This is a genomic window from Variovorax sp. GW821-FHT10C12 (assembly GCF_059415405.1).
The window spans coordinates 253,140-280,013 of record NZ_JBWKNE010000002.1; the positions used below are offsets into that span (position 1 = coordinate 253,140).

Genomic DNA, 26,874 nt, shown 5'->3' on the forward strand with positions numbered 1-26,874 from the left:
GCGTAGTGGAGCACGGGCAGCAGGTCTGATGTCCAGGGTTTGGGGGCTGAGCAGGCGGGCCTGTCAGGTCTTGCCCCAGTAGGCGGGGTCGGCCTTACGGAAGTCCCCCCAACCGCGGGCAGCCCGGGTGCTGCAAACTGGGGGCGAGAGCGCCACGAGCCGCCACTTCAAAGCAAGATGACCTCGCAAATTGCTGTATGAGCATGCAGTGTCGTGTCTCATTGCGCCCGCTGCTGCGGCCCCCAACACCCCCTGCGCTGCAGCACCGGCAGCAACTGCGGCCCCAGCGACTTCAGCAGCTGGGTCGGCAGCGCACTCGTGAACCGATAGCGAGCGGCATGGGGTTCGCGCGCATACGCCAGGATGGTGCCGAAGTAGCGGTCGCCGATCACGAACACGAAGGTGGCCGAGCGGCTGATCTTGCGCTCCGAGAGCATCCGGCCGCCGCGGCCGGTGTGTCCGTAGCGATGGTCGCCGGTGCCGGTCTTGCCGCCGATCTCGAGGGCGCGGCCGTTCTCGTCCACCAGTGCGCCCTTCAGCCGCCGCGCGGTGCCGTCGTTCACCACTTCCACCAAGGCACGGCGCACCGTGGCGGCCACCTCGGTGGGCAGCACCTGCTGCGCGCTCGCATGGCGCGGCTCCAGCCGTGTCTCGTAGGGCGTGTCGCGCGCGAAGTGCAAGGCGCCGACCCGTTGCGTGGGCAGCCGCACGCCGTCGTTCGCGAGGATGCCCATCAGCTCCGCCAGGGCGGCCGGCCGGTCGCCCGACGCGCCGATCGCGCTCGCGTAGGACGGTGTCAGCGATGCGAAGGGGTAACCCACGCGCTGCCATGAGCGATGGATCTGTGCAAAGGCGTCGAGCTCGATCAGCTCGCGCAGGCGCCTGTCCTGCGCGCTCTTGTGGCGCGTCTTGAAGAGCCAGGCGTAGACCTCCTGGCGTTCGCGCACGCTCGCGTCCAGCACCTCGGTCAGCGAGGCGCCGGGGTGGCGCCGCAGGTAGCCGACCAGCCAGAGCTCCAGCGGATGCACGCGCGCGACGTAGCCGCGATCGGCCAGCGACAGGCCGGCGTAGGTGCGGCGCAGCGCCCCCAAGGCGCGCGGCGAGTCGGCGCCGCGGCCCAGCCGTTGCACCAGGAGCGCGTCGAGCCGTGCGTCGTCGGCCTCGGGCTCGATGGTGAAGAGCACGCTCGCCAGGCGCGGTGCCGATGGCCTCAGGCCGCGCAGCAGCAGCGCCTCGGCGTCCGCAGCCGGCAGGTGCTGGTACTTGCGATGGAAGCGGGTGAGGAAGGCCGAGCCTTCGCGGTCGGCAAAGCGCGCGAGCAGCTCGCGCCGGCCCGGGTCGGCAGGGTCCTTCAGCAGGCGCTCGGCGCCCGACGCGCCACCGAACATGCGGTGGCGCACGAGGTCGCGCATCAGGCGGATGAACACCAGGTTGACCGAATGCTTGAAGCCTTCGCGCACCGTCATCGAACTGCTGTTGCGTGAGCGCTCGAAGTTCTCGAACTGGTGCAGGCCGCCGCCGGTGAAGAAGGCCTCGCCGGGGTTCGCCGAGTACTTGCGCTCCATGGCCGCCTCCAGCATCGGCGCAAGACGGCGATCCTTGGCGCGCAGGAGGTACTGGCGCGCCCACGCGCCCAGCGGGTCGCGCGGGTTCGGCGCCAGCGCCGACAGCTGGGCCGGGCTCAGATCGACCCAGTCCGCGTGCAACTCGGCCACGAGCTCCAGGTAACTCACCAGGGTGCGCAGCTTGGCGGTCGAGCCCAGGTCCAGCCGCGCGCCCTGGTTCACGTCGAACGGCTGGTCGATGTTGTCGGCCTGGATGCGCAGCAGGTTGGTCCCGGCGCTGCGCTCGAACAGCGTGAAGCTGTAGATCAGCGGGCCCGGGTCGGCACCCGGGTCGAGCATGTGGGCGCCCACCAGCCCCGCCGCTTTCGTCGCGGCGGGCGTGCGCAGGCCGGCCAGCACGCGCGCCACGAGCGCCTGCGCTTCGCCGTCCAGGCTGGTTTCGGCCTCGAGGTCGAGGCGCTCCAGGTCGTAGGCCCGCGGCACGTCGAGCAGCGTGGCGATGTGGGTGCGCAGCGCGGTGGCGGCCTTGCGCTGCACGAAGTCGGGCCGGGGCGTTGGGGGCAGGTCAGGTTGCAGGTGCAAGGGCAGCGGCAGCGCCGCGTCGCGCAGCGCGGGCGTGATCAGGCCGGCCTCGGCCATCAGCCGCAGGTAGCTGTCGGTCAGCCGCGTCAGGCCGGCGCCGTCGCCGAGCAGGTGCTGCGACGGGCGGCGTTGCGCGATCATCAGCGACAGCGCCTGCTTGAAGGCCTCGGCCTGCTGCCGCAGTGCCTCGTCCGAGGGCGCTGCGGCCTCTTCCGCGTTGTCGGCGAGCAGGCGGTTGACCTCGCCGAAGTCGCGCCCGTACCAGGCCCACAGGCCGTCGCCCAGCCCGTGCACCTCGCCCATGCCCGGGCGCGCGGCCAGCGGCACGGTGTCGAGGTAGTCGACGACGATCTGGCGGCGCCGCGCATGCGTGTCGTCGCCGTCCTGGTAGGCGCGCAGCGAGGCCGACGCCATCTGGCGCAGCTTGTCGCCGACCGACCCGGTGCGGCCCTGCGGCGAATGGCGGTACTTCTCGATCTGGGTGGCCAGCGTGCTGCCGCCCGTCGCCGTCTGGCCCAGGCCGACCGCGCGCAGCGCCTGCTCGAGCGCCGCCTTGGCGAAGCGTTCCGGGTCGATCGCGGGGTTGCGCTGCAGCGGCTGCGCGTCCAGCAGGTGGCGGTCCTCGACGAACAGCAGGGCGCTCACCAGCAGCGGCGGCACCTCCTCGAAGCGCTCGTAGGCGCGCTTGGGCACGCGGGTGTGCAGCAGCGCCGTGTTCCGGCAGTCGCGCACGGTCAGGCCGGCCTGGTTTTTCTCGCGGTAGGGCGCGAAGAGCCCGTAGTCCTGCAGTTCGATCAGCCGCGGCGACATGCGGGCCTGGCGGGTGACGACATAGCCCTGCGGCGCCAGGCGCTCGATGTAGTCCGGCAGCTGGTGGTAGCCCAGCCGCTCGTCGTAGGGCCCGGTCCGGGGAAAGCGGATGGCGTCGCTGGCACCGTCTTCGACGCTGAAGCGGGCGCCCTCGGCCAGGTCGCGCCACAGGGCCGATTGCAGCCGGGACGTCTTCAATTCGTCCAGCACGAACACGGCAAGCCCGCCTCCCACGGCGAGTCCCGCGCCGATCCAGAAAAGCTTCTTGAACCAAGTCATGCTCTGCCTCGCGAACAGTCTGCACCGTGGGTTCGTCAGTGAAGATGATGCGCTTTTTGAGGCGATTTGGCTTGCGTGCGACGGGGCCGTCGGTCGCATGTCTGGGCGGATGCAGAGAGCGCAGGACGACGATCGCAACGTGGAAAGGCAAAGCAGGCGCTCGCGGATGGAACCGCCACACACGTGCCGGGAGCGAGGCTTGCGCGGGAACGCGGCGCATCGCGGACCCTGCACGCTCATCGAGAAAGAAGACGCGCCTCGCTACCCATGGTGCATGCCGATCTGCACGGACGTGCGGGTCGCTCGACGGCCATCAACGACCTGCAGTTTCCGAGTGATGCTGAAGACAATGCATGGTCACGACGGGACGCCGTGACCATGCCCCGCCCGCTCAGAACGGATACGCGGGCGTCTGTCCCTGCACCGACAGCCACTGCCCCGTCGACAGCTGGTTGGCCTTGCCGGCGCCCAAGGCATAGAACCGCTGCGGTGCCATCGGCAGCGTCAGCGCCGTCACCGAATCCAGCGCGGTCTGCGTGAGCGGAACGCCGTACATGGCGAAGACATTGCGCAGGTCCTGGCCGATGATCTTCGAGCTCAGCACGTACAGCAGTTCGTGGTTCGAAATGTCGTTGCTGGCGTAGCCGCTCATGCCGTAGTTGCCCGCCGTGTTGGTGCTCCACTTCTTGGCGACCAGGCGCCCGCCCTTCGACAGCAACGTGAGGAACTCGATCGTGCTCGCGGCGGTGGGCTGGGCTTCGCTGTGGCGGGCCTGGGTGTAGAGAAAAGCCAGCTGGAAGTACATGGCGAGCATGGGGCTTTGCTCCGGGCCGCCCCACAGGCGGGCCTGCATGTCCGCGCGCTGCGGCTCACCGTTGAGCGCGAGGGCCCGGTTGTCCTGGATCATCCTGTACAGGGCCGCGTGGGCGGTGCGGGTGCCGCTGTCGTCCTCGCCGAGGACGGCGTAGCGGCGCAGCATGTGGGCGCTGGACAGCGTGTTGTTGTCGCACTCGGTGCTGCAGCCCTTGCCGTCGATCACGATCTGCATCCAGGGCTGCACGGTGTTGTGGCCCAGCTCGTGCGGCCAGCCCCAGCCGATGTCCATGGCCCAGTTGTCGGAGTCGATCGGGTGGCCCGAGCAACCACTGCCGCACCTCGGCAGCCAGCTCACGAAGTGCTGCACGCCCGGCGCGTTGTGCACGGCGTCGTCGCAGGCCCACGCGAAGCTGGTGCACAAGGTCGACACGGTGCTGGGCATCTTCATGTCGTTGTAGCCGTTGGACATGTGGTTGGTGTCCATGAGGATGCCTTCGATGCGCCGCGTGACGAGGTCTTGCGGCGTGCGCAGCGTGCCTGACGGCATGCCCGACTTGAAGCTCTTGAGCGCGACGGCGATGGTCTGCTGCAGCTCACCGCCGCGGAACTTGAAGGTGGACCAACCGTAGTCCTGGCGCTGCAGCGCGGCCATGGCGGCGTCCAGCTCGGCTTGCGCGGGCGTGCCCTGACTGAAGTCGAAGTGGGCGTATTGGATGGCGCCCTTGACGCGCAGCTTGACCTTCTGCCCGGCCGTGGCGCCGCTGTAGCTCAGGAACAGCGGGCCTCCGAACGGCGTGACGAAGTCGTTGACGGCATCGCGCTGCAGCGGCACGGTCCATGACGGCGCCTGGCGCGGGCGGATGTAGTTGCCGGCGTCCGTCAGCGGGTTGCCGTAGGTGCGGGTGTGGCTGGTCTGCACACCGAGGGTCACGCCGACCGGTGCCTCGGCGATCTCGAGCGCCACGGCCTTCGCTGGAATCGCGCCCCGGCCGATCGCCGTCTTGCCACTGCCTTGCGGGAGCGTGAGCTCGATGGTTTCGTAGTCGCTGCTCGTGGCGAGCTTCTGCGCGCCGGCGGGCATGTAGTCGCCCTGGCCGCCCGGTTGCGTCGTGGTCGCGGTGCGGCCGAAGGCCTGCCACGAATCGGACGCATAGGCGCGCAGGAAGTTGGCTGCATCGCTGGTGCGGTTGATCTTGCCGTAGGCGATTTCACGGCGCCATTCATCGGCCCACAGCACCAGCAGGCGCTGCAGCTCGGTGTTCTCCGTCTTGAAGAGCGGCCGGCCTGCCAGCTCGGTGCTCGACAGGTCCTTGCGCGCGGCGTCGATCCCGACGATGGGTGCGTTGTCGACGGCGAAGTCCTGCGTGTACTTGTCCTTCGCGAGCCACTCGAGCGTGTGCACCAGGCTGCCGAGCTGGTCGCCGCGCGCCAGGGCGTCGACGGCGGTGCGGCCTGCGCTCACTGAGTAGCCCGACGCTGACGCAAAGAAGTTGCCGGGGTCGGCGGCGAGGCTCATGCCCAGGCTGGACAGCAAGCGTGTGCCGCCTGGGGCGGTCCACCAGCTGCTGTGCATGTAGATCACGGCCTTGCCGGCCTTCACGTAGCTTCGCACCAGCTCGCCCAGCGCGGGGTTGTCGGCCACGCTGGCGCCGAAGACGAGCAGGTCGGCATCGCGCCAGCAGGTGTTGGTGGGCGAGGCGATGTCGCACGCGATCTCTTGTGTCTTCTTCTGCAGGCGGGTCGCGAAGTTCTTGATGGCGCCCGCGTTGTAGCCCGCCTGGCTGAACTTGAGCGTGGCCGGCAGCGTGCCTTCGGCCCGCCCCGTCATCACCCACGTGAAGGCGCGCGTGAACAGCGGCAGGTGTTGCTGCTCCTTCGTCGTGCCGGCCATCCAGCCCAGCACGTCGGCACCGTAGGCCAGCGCGCGGCCGTCGCCCAGTTCGGCGATGGCCGCGATGCCTGAACCGTCGTCGGCAACGATGAATGGAATCGCCTGCGTGAGGCTGGCTGGCGTCAGCTCGGCGCTGTTCTTGCCGATGTCGAGCGCGAGGTTCGGCACCTGGCCCTTCGTGTTGTAGATGTCGGCCAATACCTGCTGCGGGCGCGCACGCAGTTCGATGGCCTTGCGCGTCGCGCGCTCCAGCAGCGTGGCGCGGTCCTCGGGCCGCAGGCCGCCCGGGTCTCCGCTGTCGAGTGCAGCGTCGACGCGGCTCACCGGCGGCGTGGTCGTGCCATCGTCCGGCGCACCGGTGGACGTGCCCGGCGTGCCGGGCATGCCCATCCCGGCAAAGCCGCCGCCGCCGGAATCCCCGCCGCCGCCACCACAGGCGGACAGGACGAGGCAGGCGATCAGGGTCACGAGCTTGCGCGCGTGCGTCATGGTTCTTCTCCTTTGTAGTTCTGACTTCTTGGGCATGAGGCCGGAGGCGCGAGCATGGTCGCGCCTCCCTGTCGCGATGAGACGCGACGCGCTGCGGTGGCGTGTGTGTACTGCCGGCGGCGGGCGACGGATTGTCGCCAGCACAGGCTGGTTTTCGACAGGTCTTTCAGCGACTGTCGGCTGGAAGAAACAGACGGATGTGTGTGCGCTCGATCGTCAGGCGCATGAAGCGCATCGCGTGCAACGCGACAGGCTTCGTCGCTGTAAGCACATCGCCTTACGAGGCGGAGGAGGGGCTCGCAATCACCAGCAGCACTTGCGCCGCTTTCTTGCTCGTGCAGATCAGCCGGTGCGGCACGGAGGCGTTGAAATGCACGCAGTCTCCGGCGACCAGGTCTTCGGTCTTGTCGTCGAGTTCGAGGCTGACCTCGCCGCTCAGAACATAGATGAGCTCTTCGCCTTCGTGGTCGCTCTTCAGGTGCTTCGCGCCTTTGTCACGACCGGGCTGCAGCACGAACGCGACCACGCGCTGACCGGGTGCCGTGCCCGCGACCAGCCGCGGGGCGCCTTCGTCCTTTTGCTTCGCCTTGGCGTCGGCGGCACGCGTGATCGTGACTGAGCTGCTCGTCGATGCCTGGCCGAACAACTCGTCCACCGGCAGCTTCAACGCCTTGGCGAGTTTCAGTGCAACACCCACCGATGGGTTCGCCAACCCACGCTCCACCTTGGAGACATAACTGCGCGTGAGCTCCGCTGCTTGCGCAAGCTCTTCCAGCGTCATTCCCGCCTGGGTGCGCAGGAGTTTCAACTTGATCGTCATGGTTTCTTGCAGGACACATGAGTCCTATCGTACATTTGAGTCCTTAGCCGCGACACCGATTTGTCGCCGCACCGTTGGGTTCTTTTGGAGTATGTCATGTCGAATTTCCCGTCTTTTCGCTGGAAAAATCCATTTCTCACTGCCGCGGCCCTGCTCGGCGCGGTGCTGTGCGCGGCCACGGTCGTGGCCCTTCCCCAGCCTGCTTTTGCGCAGGCGGCCTACCCGGCCAAACCCATCAAGCTGATCGTGCCGTTCGGTGCGGGCGGCATCACCGACGTCGTGGCGCGGCTGGTGGGACAGAAGCTGGGCGAAGAGCTCAAGCAGTCGGTGATCATCGACAACCGCGCCGGCGCGGGCGGCAACATCGCGGCGCAGGCACTCGCCCAGGCCGCGCCCGACGGCTACACGCTGCTGCTGGGCACGGTCGGCACGCAGGTCGTCAACAAGATGATCTACAGCAAGCTCGCCTATGACGCGAGCGCCTTCGCGCCCGTCTCGCTGGTGAGCAACTCGCCGTACGTGCTGGTCGTGAACGACGCGCTGCGCGTCGACGATGTGAAGGGCCTGGTGGCCTATGCCAAGGCCAACCCCGGCAAGCTCAACGCCGGCTCCGCGGGCAACGCCAGCTCGCCGCACCTGGGGCTGGAGCTCTTCAAGATCGCCACCCACACCGAGATCGTCCATGTGCCGTTCAAGAGCGGTGCCGAAGCCATCAACGCCGCGTTGGGCGGGCAGGTGCAGATCGTGATCGACGCCATTCCCGTCATCCGAAGCCAGGTCCAGGCCGGGCGCCTGAAGGCGCTGGTCATTGCCGACGACGCGCGCAGTGGCGCCATGCCGAAGGTGCCGACCAGCGCCGAAGCCGGTGTGCCGACCTTCCTGATCGGGTCGTGGAACGCATTGCTCGCGCCTCCGGGCACGCCCAAGCAACAGACCACGCTGTTGTCCGAAGCCCTGGCGCGCGCCCTGGCCCGCCCGGAGCTGCAGGCCAAGCTGGCCGAGATCGGCGTCGAGCCGCTGCCCACGGGTGAAGCGGCCTACCTGAAGCATGTGCGCAGCGAGACCGACAAGTGGACGCGCATCACCAAGGCCGCCGGCACCAAGGTGGACTGACCGCCATGCGCATCATCGACACGCAACGCTCCGGCAACTGCTGGAAGGTCCGGCTCTTGGCGAGCTTCGTGGGCATCGATCTGCAGCGAAGCACGCTGTCGATCGACCGCGGCGACCTGCAGTCCGCAAGCTTCCTCGCCCACGCACCGATGAAGCGGGTGCCCGTGCTCGAACTGGACGACGGCCGCATGCTGAGCGAGTCGGGCGCCATCCTTTTCTATCTGGCGCAGGGCACGCCGTGGTGGCCCCAGGCGCTCCACGATCAGGCGCAGACGCTCGCATGGATGCACTTCGAGCAAGAGCAGCACATGCGACCGCTGGCCCAGCTGCGGCTGCACCTGGCCCTGCGCAAAGACCTCACGCCCGCCGACGCCCCAGTGCGCGCGTGGCTGCAGGAAGGCCACGACGCGTTGGCGATTCTCGAAGCGCGCCTGGCAACAGGCCGGCAGTGGGTCTCCACGGAAACGGCGCCGAGCATTTCGGACATCGCCTTGTATCCGTACACCCGCATGGCGCCGATGGGCGGCGTCGATCTTGCGCGCTACCCGCAGGTGCAGCGCTGGATCGATCGCATCGAAGGCCTGCCGGGCTACGCGCCTCTGTTTCCGGGACAACCGGACCTCACCCTTTCCACGCTCGAAACCTCGGGCTGACTTTTTCTCAACGCTGATACGGGAGCGATCGCTATGTCAGAAGACACTTTTTCCCTCAACAAGGAAGCCTTGATCGACAAGGCGAATGCCGAGATGGAAACGACCCTGTTGCCATCGGAGTACACGCTGCGCCAGAAGCTGGCGCTGACGTGCCGCATCCTCTTCGAGAACGGCCACGACTCCGGCCTGGCGGGCCAGATCACCACGCGCACCGAGGTTCACGGCACCTACCTGACGCAACGCCTGGGCCTGGGCTTCGACGAGATTTCGGAAGACAACCTGCTGGTCGTCGATGAAGACCTGAACGTCAAGTCCGGCTCGGGCATGGCCAACCCGGCCAACCGCTTCCACTCGTGGGTCTACCGCGCGCGGCCGGACGTCAACTGCATCATCCACACGCACGCCTTGCACGCGGCGGCCCTGAGCATGCTCGAAGTGCCGCTGGAGGTTTCCCACATGGACAACTGCGTGCTGTACGACGACGTGGCCTTCGTTCCGAAGTGGCCCGGCGTGCCGGTCGGCAACGAGGAGGGCGAGCTCATCTCGACGGCATTGGGCAGCAAGCGCACCTTGATGCTCTCGCACCACGGCCTGCTGGTGGCGGCTGAAAGCGTCGAGGCCGCCTGCGTGCTGGCGATCGCGTTCGAACGCGCGGCCAGGATGCAGCTGCTGGCAGCCGCCGCAGGGGCGATCCAGCCCATCGATCCGGCCCTGGGCCGTGAAGCGCACGACTGGATCCTGCGTCCCAAGCGCAACGAGGCGGCCTTCGCGTACTACGCGCGCCGCACGCTGCGCACCGGTCGCCACGCGGACTGCCTCCGTTCGCGCTGAACGGCGTGCATTCGATCCCTTCACCGAAAGATTCCCAAGCCATCATGAGCACTTCATTCAAAGGCATCATTTCCTACCCTGTCACGCCGTTCGACAAGGCCTCGGGCCGTGTCGACCTTGCGGCCGTGCGCGGCCTCATCGACCGTCTGGTCGAACGCGGCTCGCACGGCATCGCCCCGCTGGGCAGCACCGGCGAAAGCGCCTACTTGGACGACGCCGAGTGGGACGCCGTCGCCGAAGCGTCGATCCAGCAGGTCAACAAGCGCCTGCCGGTCATCGTGGGTATCTCCGACCTCACGACGCGCAATGCGGTGCGCAAGGCGAAGTTCGCGGAAGCAGCGGGCGCCGATGCCGTGATGGTGCTTCCGGTGTCGTACTGGAAGCTCTCGGACGACGAAATCTTTCGCCACTACGCCACGATCTCGCAGGCCGTGGGCGTGCCGATCATGGTCTACAACAACCCGGCCACCAGCGGCGTCGACATGAAGCCGGAGCTGATCGTCCGGATCGTCAAGGACATCGCGAACGCCACGATGGTGAAGGAGAGTTCGGGCGACATCCAGCGCATGCACACGCTGATGCAGCTGTCCGATGGCCGCATTCCGTTCTTCAACGGCAGCAACCCGCTGGCGCTCGAAGCCTTTGCGGCCGGCGCCATCGGCTGGTGCACCGCCGCGCCGAACCTGATCCCCGAGTGGCCCCTGGCGCTCTACGACATCTGCGCCGCAGGCGATCTGGACCGCGCGCGCCGTGTGTTCTACGCCCAGCTGCCGATCCTGCGCTTCATCCTGCAGGGCGGCCTGCCCACGACGATCAAGGCCGGCCTGGGCCTGCGCGGCTTCGAAGCGGGCGTGCCGCGCGCGCCGCTGCTCGGACTCGACAGCCAGGGCACCCAGGCGCTGCAGGCCCTGCTGAAGGCCATCGACGCGAAGCCGCTGGCTGCGCTGTAGTTCTGTGCAGCCGCGCAAGGTCTCCCGACGGCTTACTCCGGGTCGTCGGGGTGCTGCGGACCGGCCAGCAGCCCGAGCACCAACCCGCCGAGAACGATGGCCAGGGCAAGAATCAGCGATGCCTCTGCGAGTAGTCTCATGGTGTCCTGCAATCGATCTCCCCCTCACGATGTGGCCTGTCATTGAACGTGCGTTCGCTGACTGGCGGCTGAGTGCGGAAGCAGAAGGGTTTTATGCGGGGCTTCAGCCTGTCTTCAGCTAAGGCGCGGATACTGGCGGGGACGGTCTTCTGGCGTTGGTAGAGGTCGCTTCGGCACCCGCCCTTCGGGGTGGTTCCTCGAGGCCGGAGGTCGTCACAGTTTCATGCCCGCGCGCTTTCGCCGAGCCACACCGGCTCGTTCGAGGTGTCCGGGAAATCCGCGGTGTCGATCAGCGGCGCTTCATCGGCTTCAGACGCGGCCGGCGCCATGTGCCGCAGCTCGTAGCCGCGCCCATACACCGAGACCAGCACGAACTCGCCGCCCTTGTGCAGCGAGAGCTTGCGGCGGATGCTGGCCACACAGCAGTCGAGCGTGCGGCTCGTGCGTTCGATGCGCGCATCCACCCACAGCGAGGCCAGCAGCCAGTCGCGCTCCAGCAGCCGGCCGGCGTTGCGAAACAGCAGCAGCGCCAGTTCGAACTCGCGCGGCTTCAGGCGCACCTCGGTGCCGTGGCACACCACCACGCGGCGCTCGCCGAGGAACTGGTAATCGCCGAAGCACGCGGCCGTGGCGTGCGGCTGCAGCAGCGTGCGGTTGCGCCGCAGCGATTCGCGCACGCGCAGCTCCAGTTCGAACTCGTCGACGGGCAGCACCGCGAAGTCGATGCTCGCGCCCTGCGTCTCGCCGCCCGCGGCCGACAGCACATCGACCAGCAGATCGCGCTGCGAGGCGCGCGCCACCAGGAAGATGGGAATGCGCAGCGCGCGGCACATCGCCGTGAGGATCGGCCAGGCGCCTTCGTCCTTCAGCACGACCAGCAGCAGGCCGAATTGCAGGCCCTGGGTGATGGCCAGCAGGAAGTCCGTGCTGTCGTCGAAGCACACGGGCTCGCAGCCCATCAGGCGCAGGCGGTTGCCCCAGCCGGCCTGCTGCGCCTCGTCGCAGCCCACCATCGCGATGCGGCGCGCGCCCTGCTGCGCGGGCATCACGCGCAGGCTCCTCGGGGTGCGACCTTCTGGTGACGGGACGTTGGCGTGGAAGGAAGGGTCTTCATGTCGGTGGCATCCATGCGAAGGTGGTGAAGGGCGTCCCGGGGCAATGGCATGGGCTCAGGGGCGGGCGGCGCTGCTGCTGCGCGGCAGCTTCCAGCCGATGCCCGCGTTGAAGCCCCACTCCCGGCCCGTGCTGGACACGCCCATGCCCCAGGCCATGTCGCCGTCGCCCGACGTGCGCTTGAAGCCCAGCGCCGCGGCCGTGTAGCCCTGGTAGGTGCCGAAGGCCAGGCCGAGGGACTGTTCGCCGGGCCGGTACGACGGCACGTAGGCGGCCGACATGGCGATGGCCATGGCCGCGCCCGAGTACGCGATGCGTGCCGTTTCGCCGACGGCCGTACGCACCGGGTGCAGCTGCCCCAGGTTGATGGCGTCGTCCGAGCGCACGGCGGGGGCGAGCTCGAAGGCATGGGCGCCGGTGCACGCGAGCCACAGCAGCACCAGCGGGATCGCGGTGCGTGCGGGGGCGAAGCGTGCGGATGCGTTCACGAGACGGCTCAGCCGGCGGCCAGCCGGGTGCCGGCGCCGGTTTGCGTCTTGCGCACGCCGTCGGGGCCGTAGAAGGGTTGGGCGCGGGCCTGCAGGAAGTGCAGCGCCTGCTGCGTGAAGTCCAGGTGCGCGTACACCAGCGTGCCGTTGTGCAGGTTGCGGTTGCGGGCGTCTTCGGCGAGCGCGAGCAGTTCGTTCCAGGCCTGGCGCGTCGGCGCACCGCCCGCGGCCGCGGCGGCATCCGCACCCGCGCGGCCGGGCGCAAATCCCTGCGCCGCCTGCAGCGATTCGCGCTGCCGGTCGAGTTCGGCCATGCGGTCCAGCAGCGTGGTCTTGCGGCCGGCGATGGCGTTCAGCGCGTCGAAGTCGCTGGCGGACATGGCCTGCGCCTCCTGGTCCAGCGCCACGAGGAATTCCCCGATGCAGCCCGCTTCCGCGCGCAGGTGCGCCAGCAAGGTGCTCATGCCTCGCCCTTCGGCGCGAGCAGCTCGCGCACGCTGGCCAGCAGGCCGTCGGCGATGCGTTCGGGGCGGATCTCGTAGCGGCCGGCGCGGATGTCCTCGCGGATGGCGGCCACGCGCGCGGCGTCGAAATCGCTGCCGCCCACGGCGGCGGGCATCGCATGGACGAGCGCGGAAACGGGCGCCGCTTCCTTCGGGCGCTGCACGGCCTCGGCGGAGGTCGACGGAGCCGGCGCGCCCGGTGCGGGCGTGCGGTGCAGGGGCGTGGCCGAAGGGGCGGTGGGATCGATTTTCAAGGTGATTCCTCAGGGGCTGACCCGTATATCGGCAGCCGGTGCAAGAACTTTAGGAAGGGCGTGCATGAAGTGAAGCCTGCGCCAACGCGGCGGCCGCTACTGCACCAGCCGGACCTGTCCTTCCTCGTCGGCCACGCCGCGGATCACCCGGCCGTCCAGCGTCCTGGCCTGCACCACCGCGCCCACCGCGGCGCCGCTCAGGGCCTTGGCCTCGGTGCTCACGACAAAGCCCGGCCCCTGTGCCACCACCTTCACGGCCTGGCCCTGCTGGATCACGGCGACGCCGCGCAGCAGTTCCTTGCGGATCGGGGCGCCGGGAGCGACGCGGTTGGCGCTCACCACCCCGACCAGTTCGGCCGTGCTGGTGACCACCGAGCGCGGCAGCCGCGTGAGGTCGCCGGTGCGCTCGACCACGTCGCCTGCGCCCAGCGCCCGGCCCGCGTCGATGGCGCGCGCCGCCACCAGGTAGCGGCCTTCCACCGCGACACGTGCCTGCACGAAGCGCGTCCACGGCCGCTCGGCATGACAACGCACGCCCACCGAGATGCGGCCCCACGGCGTGACGCCCGGCGGCAGGAACACCTCGGGCGCTTCGCACGGGGGCAGGGCCTCGGTGCCGCGTCCTTCGAGGCTGACGGTGACCTTGCCCGGCAGGCCGGCGCTTTGCACCTGGAGGTAGGTCTCGACCGCCTTCGCGGCCACGTCGCCGGCGATCGCACCGGTCGACATCGCGCACGACAGCCCCACCGCGCAGGCGGTGCGCAGCAGGCGTTGGCGAAGCGGCGAGAGGGTCATCGAAAGCGAAAGAAGAGGGCCAGAAAAATGAGGGTGCCGGTGCAGGAAAGCCGCAACCGGCGCCCCTGGATTCTTATGAATTCACCCCGCCGGCGAAGGTGCGAGCAGCAGGCGAAACCCCCCTTTGTTCGGGCGATTGCCAACGCGCGGCATGCATAGACTTGCTTTCCATCGGTCGCTGCGCCCCGTGCACTGGCGACGCCTCAACAGATGGAACAAAGATGATCGACAAGCTGGATGCGGCGTTTCGCTTCCACCGCGAAGCGCTCCATCTCCGGGCCCAGCGCCAGGAGGTGCTCGCGGCCAACATCGCCCATGCCGACACGCCGAACTACAAGGCGCGCGACTTCGACTTCGGCGCGCGCCTGAGCGAGGCCGTCGAGCGCGGCCGCGCCGCCTCGTCGGTGTCGATGGCCACCACTTCGTCGCGCCACCTCGCGGGCCAGGCGCAGGCCACGGCCGGCGACGACCTGCTGTACCGCGTGCCGCACCAGTCCAGCCTCGACGGCAACACGGTCGAGATGGATGTCGAGCGCGTGGCCTTCGCCGACAACGCGCTGCGCTACGAGTCGAACCTCACCCTCATCAACGCCAAGATCAAATCGCTCCTGTCGGCGGTACAGCCATGAACATCTTCGACGTGGCGGGCTCCGCCATGACCGCGCAATCGCAGCGCATGAACGTGACCGCGAGCAACCTCGCCAACGCCGAGAGCGTGGCCGGCCCCGACGGCCAGCCCTACCGCGCCAAGCAGGTGGTGTTCGAGGTGGCCGCTTCGGGCCGGCGCGACATCGGCGGCGTCAAGGTGGCCGGTGTCATCGAAGACCCGTCGCCCGCCAAGCTCGTGTTCGACCCCAAGAGCCCGCACGCCAATGCCGAAGGCTACGTGGCGATGCCCAACGTCAACGTGGTCGAGGAGATGACCAACATGATCTCGGCCTCGCGCAGCTACCAGGCCAACGTCGAGGTGCTCAACACCGCCAAGACGCTGATGGTCAAGACGCTGACCATCGGCCAGTAACCCACGCACGCCCACGCGCCTCCCGCAGGAAGAACACCGACCCCATGGCCCTTTCCGACACCTCGTCCATCAGCGGGCTGAACGCGCCCACGGCGGCGAACAGCAACAACAACGTCTCCAGCGCCGACAGCGAGCAGCGCTTTCTCAAGCTGCTGGTCACGCAGCTGAACAACCAGGACCCGCTCAACCCGATGCAGAACGCCGAGCTCACCTCGCAGCTCGCGCAGATGAGCACCGTGAGCGGCATCGAGAAGCTCAACGCCACGCTCTCCGGCCTGGTCAACCAGACCGGCGCCAACCAGCTGCTGCAGGCCACCTCGCTCATCGGCTACAACGTGCTGTCGCCCGGCGATGTGCTCACCACCAAGAAGCCCGAAGACGGCAAGGACCCCGCCACGCAGGCCTTCGCCGTGCAGCTGCCGGGCACCGCCGCCGATGTCGAGATCAAGATCGTCGACAGCACCGGCAAGGTGATCCGCACGCTCGACGCGGGCGCCATGAAAGAAGGCGTCAACGCCGTCACCTGGGACGGCAAGGACGACCTGGGCGTGGCGGTGCCGCCGGGCGCCTACCGCTTCACGGTCGATGCCAGCAACAACGGCACGACGGTGAAGGCCACCGCGCTCACCTTCTCGCAGGTGGCCGCCGTGAAGCAGGGCGCCGGCGGCGTCACGCTGGAGCTGGCCTCGGGCGCCAGCATCGGGCTGGGCGACGTGCGCCTGTTCCTCTGAGCTTTCGTCTTCGTCTTCGGCGTGGCCCGTGCGGGCCGCGCCCTTCGCACTCTTCTTCCTCGCACCGAACAAGGACCCCCTCATGAGTTTCTCCCAAGGCATCAGCGGACTCGGCGTGGCCGCGGCCAACCTCGACGTCATCGGCAACAACATCGCCAACTCGGGCACGGTGGGCTACAAGTCGGCCGCCGCCACCTTCCAGGACGTGTACGCCGGCTCGCGCGTGGGCCTGGGCGCCTCGGTGTCGGGCGTGACGCAGAACTTCACGCAGGGCGTGACGCAGTCGAGCACGCGCCCGCTGGACGTGGCCATCCTCAACGGCGACGGCTTCTTTCGCCTGGCCAGCCCCAGCGGCGAGGTCTTCTACTCGCGCAACGGCCAGTTCACGCGCGACAAGGACGGCTACATCGTCAACGCGCAGGGCCTGCAGCTCACCGGCTACGGCGCCAACGCCAGCGGCGGCATCAGCGGCGGCACGCCGGGCCCGATCCAGGTGCAGGGCGGCATGATGCCGCCCAAGCCCACGGCCAACATCGACGCGCAGTTCAACCTCGACGCGCGCAGCACGGTGCCCGCCAAGACGCCGTTCAACCCCACCGACGCGGCCACCTACAACTACCCGAACGCCATCGGCCCCATCTACGACTCGCTGGGCAACCCGCACGACGTGGCCGTGTACTTCGTGAAGACGGCGGCCAACACCTGGAGCGTGTACGGCACCTCCGACGGCGCACCGCTGAACGGCGGCGCCGCGCTGTCCAACGTGAGCTTCGACGCCAAGGGCGTCATGACCGCACCGGCCTCGGGCGCGTTCAACATCGGGCCGCTCACCTTCACCAACGGCGCCTCGCCGCTCACCGCCTCGGTCGACCTCACGGGCACCACGCAGTTCGGCAGCGCCAACGGCATGAGCAAGCTGGGCCAGGACGGCTACAAGTCGGGCGAGCTCACCGCGTTCTCGATCAACCCCGACGGCACCATCACCGGCAAGTTCTCCAACGAGCAGACGCGCCTGCTGGGCCAGGTCGTGCTGTCGTCGTTCGCCAACCCGAACGGCCTGGAGCCCAAGGGCAACAACGTGTGGGCCGAGACGCAGGCCTCGGGCAATGCGCTCACCGGCACGCCGGGCGAAGGCACCAAGGCCGGCTCGCTGGCCTCGGGCGCGCTGGAGTCGTCCAACGTCGACCTGACCTCCGAGCTGGTGAACCTCATCGTCGCGCAGCGCAACTACCAGGCCAATGCGCAGACCGTGAAGACGCAGGACCAGGTCATGCAGACGCTCATGAACATCCGCTGAGCAGGAGCACTTCGTGGATCGAATGCTGTATGTCGCCATGAGCGGCGCCAAGCAGGCCATGGAGCAGCAGGCCGTGGTCGCCAACAACATGGCGAACGTCTCGACGCCGGGCTTCCGTGCGCAGATCGCGACCTTCCGCGCCGTGCCCGTGGTCGGCGAGGAGGCGCCCACGCGCGCCTTCGTGGCCGCCACCACGCCCGGCGCCGACTTCACCCACGGCCCGCTCACGCAGACCGGCCGCGCGCTCGACGTGGCCGTGGGCGGTGAAGGCTGGCTGGTGGTGCAGGCGGCCGACGGCAGCGAGGCCTACACGCGCGTCGGCAACCTGCAGATCGGCGCCGACGGCCAGCTCACGACGATGGGCGGGCGCCCCGTGGTGGGCGACAACGGTGCGCTCACCGTGCCGCCGGGTTTGGCCGTGAGCATCGCGTCCAACGGCCTCGTGGGCTCGCGCGACGCGGCCTCGACCACGCTCACCGGCATCGCCGAGGTGGGCCGTCTCAAGCTCGTCAACCCGCCCGTGACCGACCTCGTGCGCGGCGACGACGGCCTGTTTCGCATGCGCGCCGACCTGCCGCCGGCCGAGGCCGACGAGGCCGTCACGCTCATCTCCGGCGCCATCGAGGGCAGCAACGTGCAGCCGGTCGATGCCATGGTGGCCATGATCGCCAACGCGCGCAGCTTCGAGATGCAGATGAAGTCGCTGCAGACCGCCGACATCAACGCGCAGACCGCCAACAAGCTGCTGGCCTACGGCTGACCCTCTTCCAGGAACTCCTTTCAATGATCCGCTCCCTCTACATCGCCAAGACCGGCCTGGACGCGCAGCAGACGCAGCTCGACGTGGTCTCCAACAACCTGGCCAACGTCGGCACCACCGGCTTCAAGCGCAGCCGCGCCGTGTTCGAAGACCTGGTCTACCAGAACCTGCGCCAGGTCGGCGGCCAGAGCTCCGACCAGACGCGCCTGCCTTCGGGCCTGCAGGTCGGCACCGGCGTGCACGTGGTCGCCACCGAGCGCATCCACTCGCAGGGCAACCTCACCAAGACCGACAAGCCGACCGACGTGGCCATCAGCGGCAGCGGCTTCTTCCAGGTGCTGATGCCCGACGGCACGACCTCGTACACGCGCGACGGTTCGTTCCAGACCGACCGCGACGGCCAGCTGGTCACGGCCAGCGGCTTCCCGGTGCAGCCGGCCATCACCATCCCGGCCAACGCCACCAGCATCACCGTGGGCCGCGACGGCATCGTGTCGGTGGTGCAGGCGGGCGGCACCAACACCGTGCAGGTCGGCCAGCTGCAGCTCGCGACCTTCGTCAACCCCACGGGCCTGCAGAGCAAGGGCGAGAACCTGTATGCCGAGACCGACGCCTCGGGCGCACCCAACCAGGTGAACCCCGGCGTGGACGGCGCGGGCACGCTGAGCCAGGGCTATGTGGAGGCCTCCAACGTCAACGTGGTGGAAGAGCTGGTCAACATGATCGCCACGCAGCGCTCGTACGAGATCAACAGCAAGGCGGTCCAGACCTCGGACCAGATGCTGCAGCGCCTGGCCCAGTTGTGATGCGGGCGGGGGTGCGTCTTCTTCGCCGTGCGGCGGCGCTGCTGCTCGTGGCCGCGCTGGCCGCCGGCTGCGCGCAGGTGCCGCGCGAGCCGCTGGTGCACCAGCCGATGACGGCGCGTGCCGACCAGTACGCGGCGGTGCAGGCGCGCCGCGCCCCGGGCGCGATCTTCCAGGACGGCCCCGGCGCCAACGCGCTGTTCGAAGACCGCCGCCCGCGCAACGTCGGCGACATCCTCACCATCCTCATCAGCGAGAAGGTCAACGCGACCAAGAACTCGGGCGCCAACGCCAGCCGCACGGGCAACACGACCAGCGTGTTCGCGGCCATTCCCAAGCTCATCGGCGGCCTGCTCGACGGGCAGGACACCAAGCTGTCGGGCACCAACACGCTCAACGCCAAGGGCGGCGCCAACGCCAACAACACCTTCAACGGCGTGATCACCGTCACCGTGACCGACGTCATGGCCAACGGCAACCTGCTCGTGAGCGGCGAGAAGCAGATGGGCATCAACCAGGGCACCGAGTACATCCGCTTCTCGGGCGTGGTGAACCCGCGCACCGTGTCGGGCAACAACACCGTGCCCTCGACGCTGGTGGCCGATGCGCGCATCGAGTACTCGGCCAAGGGCTATATCGATGAGGCCCAGCACATGGGTTGGATGCAAAGAATTTTCTTGAACGTGATGCCGTTCTGATGACACACCTCCAGGCTTCACCCTCTTTGAATCGCTGGCGCATCGCGGCGCTGTGCGCGCTCCTGTTCATCGCGCCCGCGCATGCGGAGCGCCTGAAGGAACTCGCCAGCATCCAGGGCGTGCGCGACAACCCGCTCATCGGCTACGGCCTCATGGTCGGCCTGGACGGCACGGGCGACCAGACGATGCAGACGCCGTTCACCACGCAGAGCCTGAACAACATGCTGCAGCAGCTGGGCATCACGATCCCGCAGGGCGTGAACATGCAGCTGAAGAACGTGGCGGCCGTCATGGTGACGGCCACGCTGCCGTCGTTCGCGCGGCCGGGCCAGAACATCGACGTCACGGTGTCGTCCATGGGCAATGCCAAGAGCCTGCGCGGCGGCACGCTGCTGATGACGCCGCTCAAGGGCGTGGACGGCGCGACCTACGCGGTGGCGCAGGGCAACATGGTGGTGGGCGGCGCGGGCGCCGCGGCCAACGGCAGCAAGGTGCAGGTCAACCAGCTCAGCTCGGGGCGCATTCCCGCCGGCGCGCTGGTGGAGCGCACGGTCGAGGCGCCGGTGGGCGCGGAAGGCTCGTTCACCCTCGAGCTGAACCGCTCCGACTTCGGCACCGCGCAGCGCGCCACGGACGCCATCAACCGCCAGTTCGGCGCCGGCACCGCCGAAGCCATGGACGCACGCGTGATCCGCGTGCAGGCGCCCGAGCCGCAGCGGCGCGTGGGCTTTCTCGCCCAGCTGCAGGAGCTCGAAGTCACGCCCACGCAGGCGGGCGCGCGGGTGGTGGTGAATGCGCGCACGGGCTCGGTCGTGATGAACCAGGCGGTGCGGGTGAAAGACTGCGCCATCGCGCACGGCAACCTGTCGGTGGTGATCAACACCGAGCCGGTGATCAGCCAGCCGGGCGCGTTCTCGGGCGGCAGCACGGTGGTGGCGCAGACCTCGCAGATTTCCGTCAACCAGGGCGGCGGCGCGATCCAGATGGTGCGCGGCGGCGCCTCGCTGGCCGATGTGGTCAAGGGGCTGAACAGCCTGGGCGCGAATCCGCAGGACCTGGTGTCGATTCTGCAGGCCATGAAGTCGGCCGGCGCCCTGAGCGCCGAGCTCGAGATCATCTGAGGCCGCCGTCATGACCATCTCTGCCAACACCGCATGGAGCGGCGCCGACGCGGCCAGCCGCAGCGGCGCGCTCGACCAGCGTTTTGCGCTCGACGTGCAGGGCGTCGATGCGCTGCGGCGCACCGTGCGCACCTCGCCCGAAGAGGGCCTGCAGCAGGTCTCTCGCCAGTTCGAGGCGCTATTCATGAACATGGTGCTCAAGAGCATGCGCGAGGCGACGCCCTCGAGCGGCCTGCTCGACAGCCAGGACCAGAAGGTCTACCTGTCGATGTTCGACCAGCAGCTCACGCAGAACCTCTCGGGGCGCGGCGTGGGGCTGGCCGAGGCGATGCTGGCGCAGCTGCGGCGGCAATTGCCTTCGGCGGCGCCCGAAGCCGACGAGGGCATCGGCACCCGGCCGATGTCGCTGGAGCCGCCCCCCGGCTTGCCGTACGGCCCGCGCGCGGGCATTCCCATCGGCTCGGCGCCCGGCGCGCGCGTGTCGACGGCGGCCGACCTCGGTGTCTATCAAATGAAGAGCAGCCCCGCACCGGCCGCGAACGCCTCGCTGCAAGGCCAGGTCGATGCGTTCGTGGACCGCATGGGCGCTTCGGCGCAGGCGGCCAGCAACGCCAGCGGCGTGCCCGCGCCACTGATCCTGGCGCAGGCCGCGCTCGAATCGGGCTGGGGCAAGCGCGAGATCCGCGCCGACGACGGCACGCCAAGTTTCAACCTCTTCGGCATCAAGGCCGACAAGGGCTGGAAGGGCGCCACGGTCGAGACCACCACCACCGAATACATCGACGGCGAGCCGCAGAAGGTGCGCGCCAAGTTCCGCGCCTACGCCTCGTACGAAGAGGCCTTCACCGACTACGCGCGCTTCATCACGCGCAACCCGCGCTACGCGAATGTGCTGGCCACCGCCGACCCGGCGCAGGCCGCGCACGGCCTGCAGCGCGCGGGCTATGCCACCGACCCGAAGTACGGCGAGAAGCTGGTTCGCATCATGCAGAAGTTCGGCTGAGCCCTTCACACAGCCTGACTGCCCGGACCCGAGAACAACGACACGAGAGGCCCCGAGAGGAGACAAGCGAATGACGATAAAGAACTGGACGACCGGAATGCGGCTGGGCGCCGGCTTTGCGCTGGTGCTGGCGCTGCTGGTGGCCGTGGCGGGCATCGGCGTGCTGCGGCTGCAAGACGTGGGCGAGGCCACGAAGGAACTGGCCTCGCGCACCTTGTCGAAGGAGCGCCTGGCCACGGCCTGGCAGTTGGGCACCGCCACCAACAGCGTGCGCACCTTCTCGCTGCTCAAGAGCGACGACGCGCAGGTGCAGGCGCACCTGCAAAAGCAGATCGCCGCCACCAGCGCCACCATCTCCGAGACGCAGAAGGCGCTCGAGGCGCTGCTCGTGTCGCCGGAAGAACTGGCGCTGAGCGCCGACATCCAGAAGCGGCGCGGCGAGTACGTCGCGCTGCGCCAGCAGATCCTCCAGCTGAAGACCGAAGGCCGCAAGGACGAGGCCGCGACGCGCACCGACACGCAGCTGCTGCCGATGCTCGACGGCTACGACGCGGGCATCCGCGCCATGGTGGCGCACCAGCAGAAGCACATCGACAGCACCGCCGCCGCCATCGACGCGCAGTACCGCGCAGGCCTCATCTACATCGTCGCGCTGGCCGTGGCCGCGCTGGCGCTGGGCGCGGTGCTCGCATGGCTGCTCACGCGCAGCATCGCCGATCCGGTGGCCGAGGCGCTGCTGATCGCCGAGACCGTGGCCTCCGGCGACCTGAGCCAGGAGTTCGAGACCGAGCGCGGCGGCGACTTCGGCCGGCTGCTGCGCGGCATGGGCGAGATGGAAGACACGCTCACCGACCTCGTGACGCGCATCAAGGCCTCGACCGATTCGATCGCGGTGGCGTCGCGGCAGATCGCGGCGGGCAACCAGGACCTGTCGTCGCGCACGGAAGAGCAGGCGAGTTCGCTGGAGCAGACGGCGGCGTCGATGGAAGAGCTGACTTCGACGGTGAAGCAGAACGCGGACAACGCGCGGCAGGCGAATCAGCTGGCCGTCTCTGCTTCGGAAGTCGCGGTGAAGGGTGGCGCGGTCGTGTCGCAGGTCGTGGACACGATGGGGTCGATCAACGCCTCGTCCAGGAAGATCGTCGACATCATCGGCGTGATCGATGGCATCGCGTTCCAGACCAACATCCTGGCCCTGAACGCGGCTGTGGAGGCTGCCCGCGCTGGTGAGCAGGGCCGAGGCTTTGCCGTCGTTGCTTCGGAAGTTCGCAGCTTGGCTCAACGCTCCGCAGCCGCCGCCAAGGAAATCAAGACCCTGATCGGCGACTCGGTAGAAAAAGTCGAAGAAGGCAGCAAGCAGGTCGCCGAAGCCGGCCGCACGATGGAAGAGATCGTGGGCAGCGTCAAGCGCGTGACCGACATCATGGGCGAGATCACGGCCGCGAGCCAGGAGCAAACCTCCGGCATCGAACAGATCAACCAGGCGATCACGCAGATGGACCAGGTGACGCAGCAGAACGCGGCGCTGGTCGAAGAGGCTTCGGCCGCCGCGCAGTCGCTGCAGGAGCAGGCCGGCGCGCTGGTCGAGGCCGTGAGCACCTTCAAGCTCGACGCCGACGAAGCCGTTGCGGCCTGAACGCCCCGTGTCCACGCATTTCCATCCGAAAGCCCTGCGCCGCGTCGGCATGGGCTTCGCCGCATTGCTCCTGCTGCTGGCCGTGGCGCTCTTCCTCGGCTTCCATGTCGGCACCGGCTGCGCCTGGGCGCTCCATACCGTGTGGGCGTTGGCCGGCGCCGCCTGCCTGACGGGCCTGGGTCTAGCGGGCTTCGCGGCGCACGCACGGGCCCGTGCAAGCCACCACGACGCCAAGGTGGCCGAGCGGCTGGACCGGGTGTTCCAGCACGTCAACGCCACCGACGCCTGACAGAGCACGCATGCGCTCGCGCCCCGATTCGCGCCTTTCTTTAGAAAAAAGACTCAAGTCTGGCGGCGCGCTGCCGATAACAGGGAGACGGGGTGGCGCAGGCCGCTGCCCCGCCATGCCGTCATGTCATGCCGGTGGCCCGCCGCGCGATGCGGCCACCGTCCCCCGTTATTGAAGGAAGAGAAGCGCAATGAGTTTGAAGGATCTGAAAATCGGCACCCGCCTCGGGCTCGGCTTCGCGGTGCTGCTGCTGCTGATGGCGTTCATTGCGGGCACGGGCGTGCTGCGCCTCACGAACGTGGGGCAGGCCACCGACGAGATGGTGCAGGGCGCGTTGGTCAAGGAGCGGCTGGCGGCCGAATGGCTCAGCCTGCTCAAGTCGAACACGGTGGCCAACTACGCGATGGTCAAGACCACCGATCCCGAGGTGGCGGCCTATTTCGCCAAGCTCCAGGCGGCGGGTTCGGCGCGCATCACGCCAGCGCAGAAGCAGCTGGAAGCCATGCTCGCCACGCCGGAAGAAAAGGCGCTCTATGCCGCGGTGGTCGCGGCGCGCGTCGTCGTGCTCGAGACCGTGGGCACGCTCAACAAGCTCAAGGACGAGAAGAAGATCGACGAAGCCAATGTGCTGGTCGACACCAAGTTCAGCGCGGCGCTCGCCGTCTACGCCGGCGCCGTCGAAAACCTGGCCAACCACCAGCGCGAGAAGATCGACGCCGCCGCCAAGGGCATCGCGGCCGACCACACCGAAGGCCGCACCACGCTGCTCGTGCTGTCGGCCATCGCGCTGGCGGTGGGCGCGCTGTTCGCGTGGCGCCTCACGCTGGGCATCGTGCGCCCGCTGGGCCATGCGCTCGAAGTGGCCGAGACCGTGGCGGCCGGCGACCTGAGCGCGAACATCCGCGTGGACAGCCGCGACGAAGCGGGCCAGCTGATGCAGGCGCTGAAGGACATGAACGCCAACCTGGCGAAGGTGGTGGGTGAAGTGCGCACGGGCACGGAGACCATTGCCACGGCCTCGGGGCAGATCGCCTCGGGCAACCAGGACCTGTCGTCGCGCACCGAAGAGCAGGCCAGTTCGCTGGAGCAGACGGCGGCGTCGATGGAAGAGCTGACCTCGACGGTGAAGCAGAACGCGGACAACGCGCGTCAAGCCAATCAGCTGGCGGTTTCTGCTTCGGAAGTGGCAGTGAAGGGTGGCGCGGTCGTGTCGCAGGTCGTGGACACGATGGGCTCGATCAACGCCTCGTCCAAGAAGATCGTCGACATCATCGGCGTGATCGACGGCATTGCGTTCCAGACCAACATCCTCGCGTTGAACGCGGCGGTCGAAGCTGCCCGCGCTGGTGAGCAAGGCCGAGGCTTCGCAGTCGTGGACTCCGAAGTTCGCAGCCTGGCTCAACGCTCCGCAGCCGCAGCCAAGGAAATCAAGACCCTGATCGGCGACTCGGTGGAAAAGGTCGAAGAAGGCAGCAAGCAGGTTGCAGAAGCCGGCCGCACGATGGAAGAGATCGTGGGCAGCGTCAAGCGCGTGACGGACATCATGGGCGAGATCACCGCCGCGAGCCAGGAGCAAACCTCCGGCATCGAGCAGATCAACCAGGCGATCACGCAGATGGACCAGGTCACGCAGCAGAACGCGGCGCTGGTCGAGGAAGCCTCGGCCGCCGCGCAGTCGCTGCAGGAGCAGGCCGGCAGCCTGTCGCAGGTCGTCGGCGTGTTCCGCCTCGGTGGCAGCAGCAGCCACGGCAACGCGCTGGCCCTGGCCTGAAGGCGACACACCGGCCATGCGTGTCAACCTGCCCGTCACCGACATCGAATACGAACTCTCGAAGGAAGAGGCCCTGGTGTCCCGCACCGACCTCAAGGGACGCATCACTTACGTCAACCCGGCCTTCGTAGCGGCCAGCGGCTTCACGGCCGCCGAACTCCTGGGCAAGGCGCACAACATCGTGCGCCACCCCGACGTGCCGCCCGAGGCCTTCGCCGACCTGTGGCGCACGCTCGACCAGGGCCTGCCCTGGACCGGCCTGATCAAGAACCGGCGCAAGAACGGCGACTTCTACTGGGTGCTCGCCAACGTCACGCCGATCCGTCACCAGGGGCGCGTGGAGGGCTACATGTCCGTGCGCAGCCGCCCCGCGCGCGACGACGTGGCTGCCGCCGATGCGCTCTACCGCCGCATGCGCGAGGGCGAGGCCAAGGGCCTCGAACTGCTGCAGGGCGAGGTGGTGCGCAGCGGCTGGGCCCATCCGTTGGCGCGGCTGCGGCGCATCCCGGTGCGGCGCCGCGTGTTCGGCGTGACCCTCGCGGCGGCGGCGTTGTCAGCAGGCCTGGGTGTGATGGGCTGGATGGAAGCGTCCCGCCTGGCCGCTATGTCCGGCGCGCACAGCTGGCTGCCCACCGCCGTGGCAACGGGCAGCCTCGGCGCCGCGCTGGCGTGGCTGGGCCTCGGTGCGTTCCTCGGGCGCACGGTGTTCCGTCCGCTCGATGAAGCCATCGAGGTGGCGCGCACCATCGCCGGCGGCGACCTCGTGCGCTTCACGGTGCGGCCCGGCGACGAGATCGCGGGGCTGCTGCGCGCGCTGAACCAGATGAGCGCCAACCTCTTCGCCATCGTCGCGGACGTGGGCGCGAACGTCGCGGGCGTGATGTCGGCGTCGAGCCAGATCGCCTCGGGCAACGAAGACCTGTCCTCGCGCACCGAGCAGCAGGCCAGCTCGCTGGAGCAGACGGCCGCGTCGATGGAAGAGCTGACCTCGACCGTGAAGCAGAACGCGGACAACGCGCTGCAGGCGAACCAGCTGGCCGTCTCCGCGTCGGAAGTGGCGGTGAAGGGCGGCGCCGTGGTGTCGCAGGTCGTGGACACGATGGGCTCGATCAACGCCTCGTCGAAAAAGATCGTCGACATCATCGGCGTGATCGACGGCATCGCGTTCCAGACCAACATCCTCGCGCTGAACGCGGCTGTCGAGGCGGCCCGCGCGGGCGAGCAGGGCAAGGGCTTTGCGGTGGTCGCGTCGGAAGTGCGCAGCCTCGCGCAGCGTTCGGCGGCTGCGGCGAAAGAAATCAAGACCCTGATCGGCGACTCGGTGGAGAAGGTCGAGGCGGGCAGCAAGCAGGTGGCCGAGGCCGGCCGCACCATGCAGGAGATCGTCGGCAGCGTGAAGCGCGTGACCGACATCATGGGCGAGATCACGACCGCGAGCCAGGAGCAGACCTCGGGCATCGAGCAGATCAACCAGGCCATCGCACAGATGGACCAGGTGACGCAGCAGAACGCTGCATTGGTCGAAGAGGCCTCGGCCACGGCGCAGTCGCTGCAGGAACAGGCGCAGGGCCTGGTCCGGGCCGCAGGGGTATTCAGGACCGGGGCGGGCGAGGGTGCCGGCGCCCGGGATGCGTATTGAACGAGGAGAAGAA

Annotated in this window: 25 protein-coding genes; 17 read left to right on the plus strand and 8 right to left on the minus strand. The window is 68.6% G+C overall.

The window, feature by feature from the left end; genetic code table 11:
- Window positions 1-218 precede the first annotated feature (218 nt).
- The 3 genes from AC07OH_RS14450 to AC07OH_RS14460 form a co-directional block, all read right to left on the minus strand.
- A complete protein-coding gene (locus tag AC07OH_RS14450; protein ID WP_495301125.1) occupies window positions 219-3,236 on the minus strand; it encodes a transglycosylase domain-containing protein in 3,018 nt (1,005 codons plus the stop codon).
- Between the two features lie 391 nt (window positions 3,237-3,627).
- Entirely contained in the window at window positions 3,628-6,432 is a 2,805-nt protein-coding gene (locus AC07OH_RS14455) for an ImpA family metalloprotease (protein WP_495301126.1), read from the minus strand.
- A gap of 277 nt (window positions 6,433-6,709) precedes the next feature.
- Entirely contained in the window at window positions 6,710-7,252 is a 543-nt protein-coding gene (locus AC07OH_RS14460; protein ID WP_495301127.1) for a helix-turn-helix domain-containing protein, read from the minus strand.
- A gap of 96 nt (window positions 7,253-7,348) precedes the next feature.
- On the opposite strand from AC07OH_RS14460, the gene AC07OH_RS14465 reads away from it, so the two are divergent.
- Genes AC07OH_RS14465 through AC07OH_RS14480 form a run of 4 tightly spaced genes read left to right on the plus strand, consistent with a single transcriptional unit; the run spans window position 7,349 to window position 10,799 of the window.
- The gene (locus AC07OH_RS14465) at window positions 7,349-8,365 is read left to right on the plus strand and encodes a Bug family tripartite tricarboxylate transporter substrate binding protein (RefSeq protein WP_495301128.1); all 1,017 of its coding nucleotides are present in this window, start codon (window positions 7,349-7,351) and stop codon (window positions 8,363-8,365) included.
- A gap of 5 nt (window positions 8,366-8,370) precedes the next feature.
- Window positions 8,371-9,018 (plus strand): glutathione S-transferase family protein, encoded by a 648-nt coding sequence (locus AC07OH_RS14470; RefSeq protein WP_495301129.1) that lies wholly within the window; start codon window positions 8,371-8,373, stop codon window positions 9,016-9,018.
- A 33-nt stretch (window positions 9,019-9,051) separates the two neighbouring features.
- A complete protein-coding gene (locus AC07OH_RS14475; RefSeq protein WP_489059626.1) occupies window positions 9,052-9,849 on the plus strand; it encodes an aldolase in 798 nt (265 codons plus the stop codon).
- 44 nt (window positions 9,850-9,893) lie between these two features.
- Entirely contained in the window at window positions 9,894-10,799 is a 906-nt protein-coding gene (locus AC07OH_RS14480) for a dihydrodipicolinate synthase family protein (RefSeq protein WP_495301130.1), read from the plus strand.
- A gap of 361 nt (window positions 10,800-11,160) precedes the next feature.
- Here the strand turns inward: AC07OH_RS14480 and AC07OH_RS14485 are convergent, their stop codons facing one another.
- The 5 genes from AC07OH_RS14485 to flgA all read right to left on the minus strand — a co-directional run bounded on the left by AC07OH_RS14485 (window position 11,161) and on the right by flgA (window position 14,092).
- A complete protein-coding gene (locus AC07OH_RS14485) occupies window positions 11,161-11,985 on the minus strand; it encodes a response regulator transcription factor (RefSeq protein ID WP_495301131.1) in 825 nt (274 codons plus the stop codon).
- Window positions 11,986-12,108: 123 nt separating this feature from the next.
- Complete coding sequence (locus AC07OH_RS14490; RefSeq protein WP_495301132.1) at window positions 12,109-12,540, minus strand: YadA-like family protein; 432 nt, start codon at window positions 12,538-12,540, stop codon at window positions 12,109-12,111.
- A gap of 8 nt (window positions 12,541-12,548) precedes the next feature.
- On the minus strand, window positions 12,549-13,004 hold the full coding sequence (locus tag AC07OH_RS14495; RefSeq protein WP_495301133.1) for a flagella synthesis protein FlgN: 456 nt from the start codon (window positions 13,002-13,004) through the stop codon (window positions 12,549-12,551).
- Window positions 13,001-13,297: a flagellar biosynthesis anti-sigma factor FlgM gene (gene flgM / locus AC07OH_RS14500; RefSeq protein ID WP_159274361.1), complete on the minus strand. Its 297-nt coding sequence runs from the start codon at window positions 13,295-13,297 to the stop codon at window positions 13,001-13,003. The genes AC07OH_RS14495 and flgM overlap by 4 nt, the downstream gene beginning before the upstream one ends.
- 96 nt (window positions 13,298-13,393) lie before the next feature.
- Window positions 13,394-14,092, minus strand: a complete 699-nt coding sequence (flgA, locus tag AC07OH_RS14505; RefSeq protein ID WP_495301134.1) for a flagellar basal body P-ring formation chaperone FlgA — start codon at window positions 14,090-14,092, stop codon at window positions 13,394-13,396.
- A gap of 221 nt (window positions 14,093-14,313) precedes the next feature.
- Between flgA and flgB the strand changes: the two genes are divergently transcribed.
- From flgB to AC07OH_RS14570, 13 genes are all read left to right on the plus strand, one after another.
- Window positions 14,314-14,721: a flagellar basal body rod protein FlgB gene (gene flgB / locus AC07OH_RS14510; protein ID WP_062469229.1), complete on the plus strand. Its 408-nt coding sequence runs from the start codon at window positions 14,314-14,316 to the stop codon at window positions 14,719-14,721.
- The gene (flgC, locus tag AC07OH_RS14515; RefSeq protein ID WP_062469232.1) at window positions 14,718-15,113 is read left to right on the plus strand and encodes a flagellar basal body rod protein FlgC; all 396 of its coding nucleotides are present in this window, start codon (window positions 14,718-14,720) and stop codon (window positions 15,111-15,113) included. The genes flgB and flgC overlap by 4 nt, the downstream gene beginning before the upstream one ends.
- Before the next feature lie 44 nt (window positions 15,114-15,157).
- Complete coding sequence (locus AC07OH_RS14520) at window positions 15,158-15,844, plus strand: flagellar hook assembly protein FlgD (protein ID WP_070061527.1); 687 nt, start codon at window positions 15,158-15,160, stop codon at window positions 15,842-15,844.
- 82 nt (window positions 15,845-15,926) lie between these two features.
- Entirely contained in the window at window positions 15,927-17,141 is a 1,215-nt protein-coding gene (flgE, locus tag AC07OH_RS14525; RefSeq protein ID WP_159278102.1) for a flagellar hook protein FlgE, read from the plus strand.
- Window positions 17,142-17,154: 13 nt separating this feature from the next.
- Window positions 17,155-17,901: a flagellar basal body rod protein FlgF gene (locus tag AC07OH_RS14530; RefSeq protein ID WP_495301135.1), complete on the plus strand. Its 747-nt coding sequence runs from the start codon at window positions 17,155-17,157 to the stop codon at window positions 17,899-17,901.
- A gap of 23 nt (window positions 17,902-17,924) precedes the next feature.
- Window positions 17,925-18,707, plus strand: a complete 783-nt coding sequence (gene flgG / locus AC07OH_RS14535; protein WP_070061530.1) for a flagellar basal-body rod protein FlgG — start codon at window positions 17,925-17,927, stop codon at window positions 18,705-18,707.
- The gene (locus AC07OH_RS14540) at window positions 18,707-19,402 is read left to right on the plus strand and encodes a flagellar basal body L-ring protein FlgH (protein ID WP_139700304.1); all 696 of its coding nucleotides are present in this window, start codon (window positions 18,707-18,709) and stop codon (window positions 19,400-19,402) included. The genes flgG and AC07OH_RS14540 overlap by 1 nt, the downstream gene beginning before the upstream one ends.
- Window positions 19,402-20,523 (plus strand): flagellar basal body P-ring protein FlgI, encoded by a 1,122-nt coding sequence (locus AC07OH_RS14545; RefSeq protein ID WP_495301136.1) that lies wholly within the window; start codon window positions 19,402-19,404, stop codon window positions 20,521-20,523. Before AC07OH_RS14540 ends, AC07OH_RS14545 begins: the two co-directional genes overlap by 1 nt.
- Window positions 20,524-20,533: 10 nt before the next feature.
- The gene (gene flgJ / locus AC07OH_RS14550; RefSeq protein ID WP_495301137.1) at window positions 20,534-21,526 is read left to right on the plus strand and encodes a flagellar assembly peptidoglycan hydrolase FlgJ; all 993 of its coding nucleotides are present in this window, start codon (window positions 20,534-20,536) and stop codon (window positions 21,524-21,526) included.
- Between the two features lie 70 nt (window positions 21,527-21,596).
- Window positions 21,597-23,162, plus strand: coding sequence for a methyl-accepting chemotaxis protein (locus AC07OH_RS14555; RefSeq protein WP_495301138.1), 1,566 nt, complete (start codon window positions 21,597-21,599; stop codon window positions 23,160-23,162).
- Window positions 23,163-23,169: 7 nt separating this feature from the next.
- Entirely contained in the window at window positions 23,170-23,451 is a 282-nt protein-coding gene (locus AC07OH_RS14560; protein WP_495301139.1) for a hypothetical protein, read from the plus strand.
- Window positions 23,452-23,641: 190 nt separating this feature from the next.
- Entirely contained in the window at window positions 23,642-25,222 is a 1,581-nt protein-coding gene (locus tag AC07OH_RS14565; RefSeq protein ID WP_495301140.1) for a methyl-accepting chemotaxis protein, read from the plus strand.
- A 16-nt stretch (window positions 25,223-25,238) separates the two neighbouring features.
- Window positions 25,239-26,861, plus strand: a complete 1,623-nt coding sequence (locus AC07OH_RS14570; protein WP_495301141.1) for a methyl-accepting chemotaxis protein — start codon at window positions 25,239-25,241, stop codon at window positions 26,859-26,861.
- Window positions 26,862-26,874 lie beyond the last annotated feature (13 nt).

Bases quoted from the DNA above. Each gene is read 5' to 3' on its own strand.
- flgB (WP_062469229.1), top strand. From the start codon at position 14,314: ATGATCGACAAGCTGGATGCGGCGTTTCGCTTCCACCGCGAAGCGCTC.
- AC07OH_RS14455 (WP_495301126.1), bottom strand. From the start codon at position 6,432: ATGACGCACGCGCGCAAGCTCGTGACCCTGATCGCCTGCCTCGTCCTG.
- flgC (WP_062469232.1), top strand. From the start codon at position 14,718: ATGAACATCTTCGACGTGGCGGGCTCCGCCATGACCGCGCAATCGCAG.
- flgJ (WP_495301137.1), top strand. From the start codon at position 20,534: ATGACCATCTCTGCCAACACCGCATGGAGCGGCGCCGACGCGGCCAGC.
- flgA (WP_495301134.1), bottom strand. From the start codon at position 14,092: ATGACCCTCTCGCCGCTTCGCCAACGCCTGCTGCGCACCGCCTGCGCG.
- AC07OH_RS14460 (WP_495301127.1), bottom strand. From the start codon at position 7,252: ATGACGATCAAGTTGAAACTCCTGCGCACCCAGGCGGGAATGACGCTG.
- AC07OH_RS14540 (WP_139700304.1), top strand. From the start codon at position 18,707: ATGCGGGCGGGGGTGCGTCTTCTTCGCCGTGCGGCGGCGCTGCTGCTC.
- AC07OH_RS14465 (WP_495301128.1), top strand. From the start codon at position 7,349: ATGTCGAATTTCCCGTCTTTTCGCTGGAAAAATCCATTTCTCACTGCC.
- flgG (WP_070061530.1), top strand. From the start codon at position 17,925: ATGATCCGCTCCCTCTACATCGCCAAGACCGGCCTGGACGCGCAGCAG.
- AC07OH_RS14450 (WP_495301125.1), bottom strand. From the start codon at position 3,236: ATGACTTGGTTCAAGAAGCTTTTCTGGATCGGCGCGGGACTCGCCGTG.
- AC07OH_RS14470 (WP_495301129.1), top strand. From the start codon at position 8,371: ATGCGCATCATCGACACGCAACGCTCCGGCAACTGCTGGAAGGTCCGG.
- AC07OH_RS14495 (WP_495301133.1), bottom strand. From the start codon at position 13,004: ATGAGCACCTTGCTGGCGCACCTGCGCGCGGAAGCGGGCTGCATCGGG.
- AC07OH_RS14570 (WP_495301141.1), top strand. From the start codon at position 25,239: ATGCGTGTCAACCTGCCCGTCACCGACATCGAATACGAACTCTCGAAG.
- AC07OH_RS14555 (WP_495301138.1), top strand. From the start codon at position 21,597: ATGACGATAAAGAACTGGACGACCGGAATGCGGCTGGGCGCCGGCTTT.
- flgE (WP_159278102.1), top strand. From the start codon at position 15,927: ATGAGTTTCTCCCAAGGCATCAGCGGACTCGGCGTGGCCGCGGCCAAC.
- AC07OH_RS14520 (WP_070061527.1), top strand. From the start codon at position 15,158: ATGGCCCTTTCCGACACCTCGTCCATCAGCGGGCTGAACGCGCCCACG.
- AC07OH_RS14565 (WP_495301140.1), top strand. From the start codon at position 23,642: ATGAGTTTGAAGGATCTGAAAATCGGCACCCGCCTCGGGCTCGGCTTC.
- AC07OH_RS14485 (WP_495301131.1), bottom strand. From the start codon at position 11,985: ATGCCCGCGCAGCAGGGCGCGCGCCGCATCGCGATGGTGGGCTGCGAC.
- AC07OH_RS14545 (WP_495301136.1), top strand. From the start codon at position 19,402: ATGACACACCTCCAGGCTTCACCCTCTTTGAATCGCTGGCGCATCGCG.
- AC07OH_RS14480 (WP_495301130.1), top strand. From the start codon at position 9,894: ATGAGCACTTCATTCAAAGGCATCATTTCCTACCCTGTCACGCCGTTC.
- AC07OH_RS14475 (WP_489059626.1), top strand. From the start codon at position 9,052: ATGTCAGAAGACACTTTTTCCCTCAACAAGGAAGCCTTGATCGACAAG.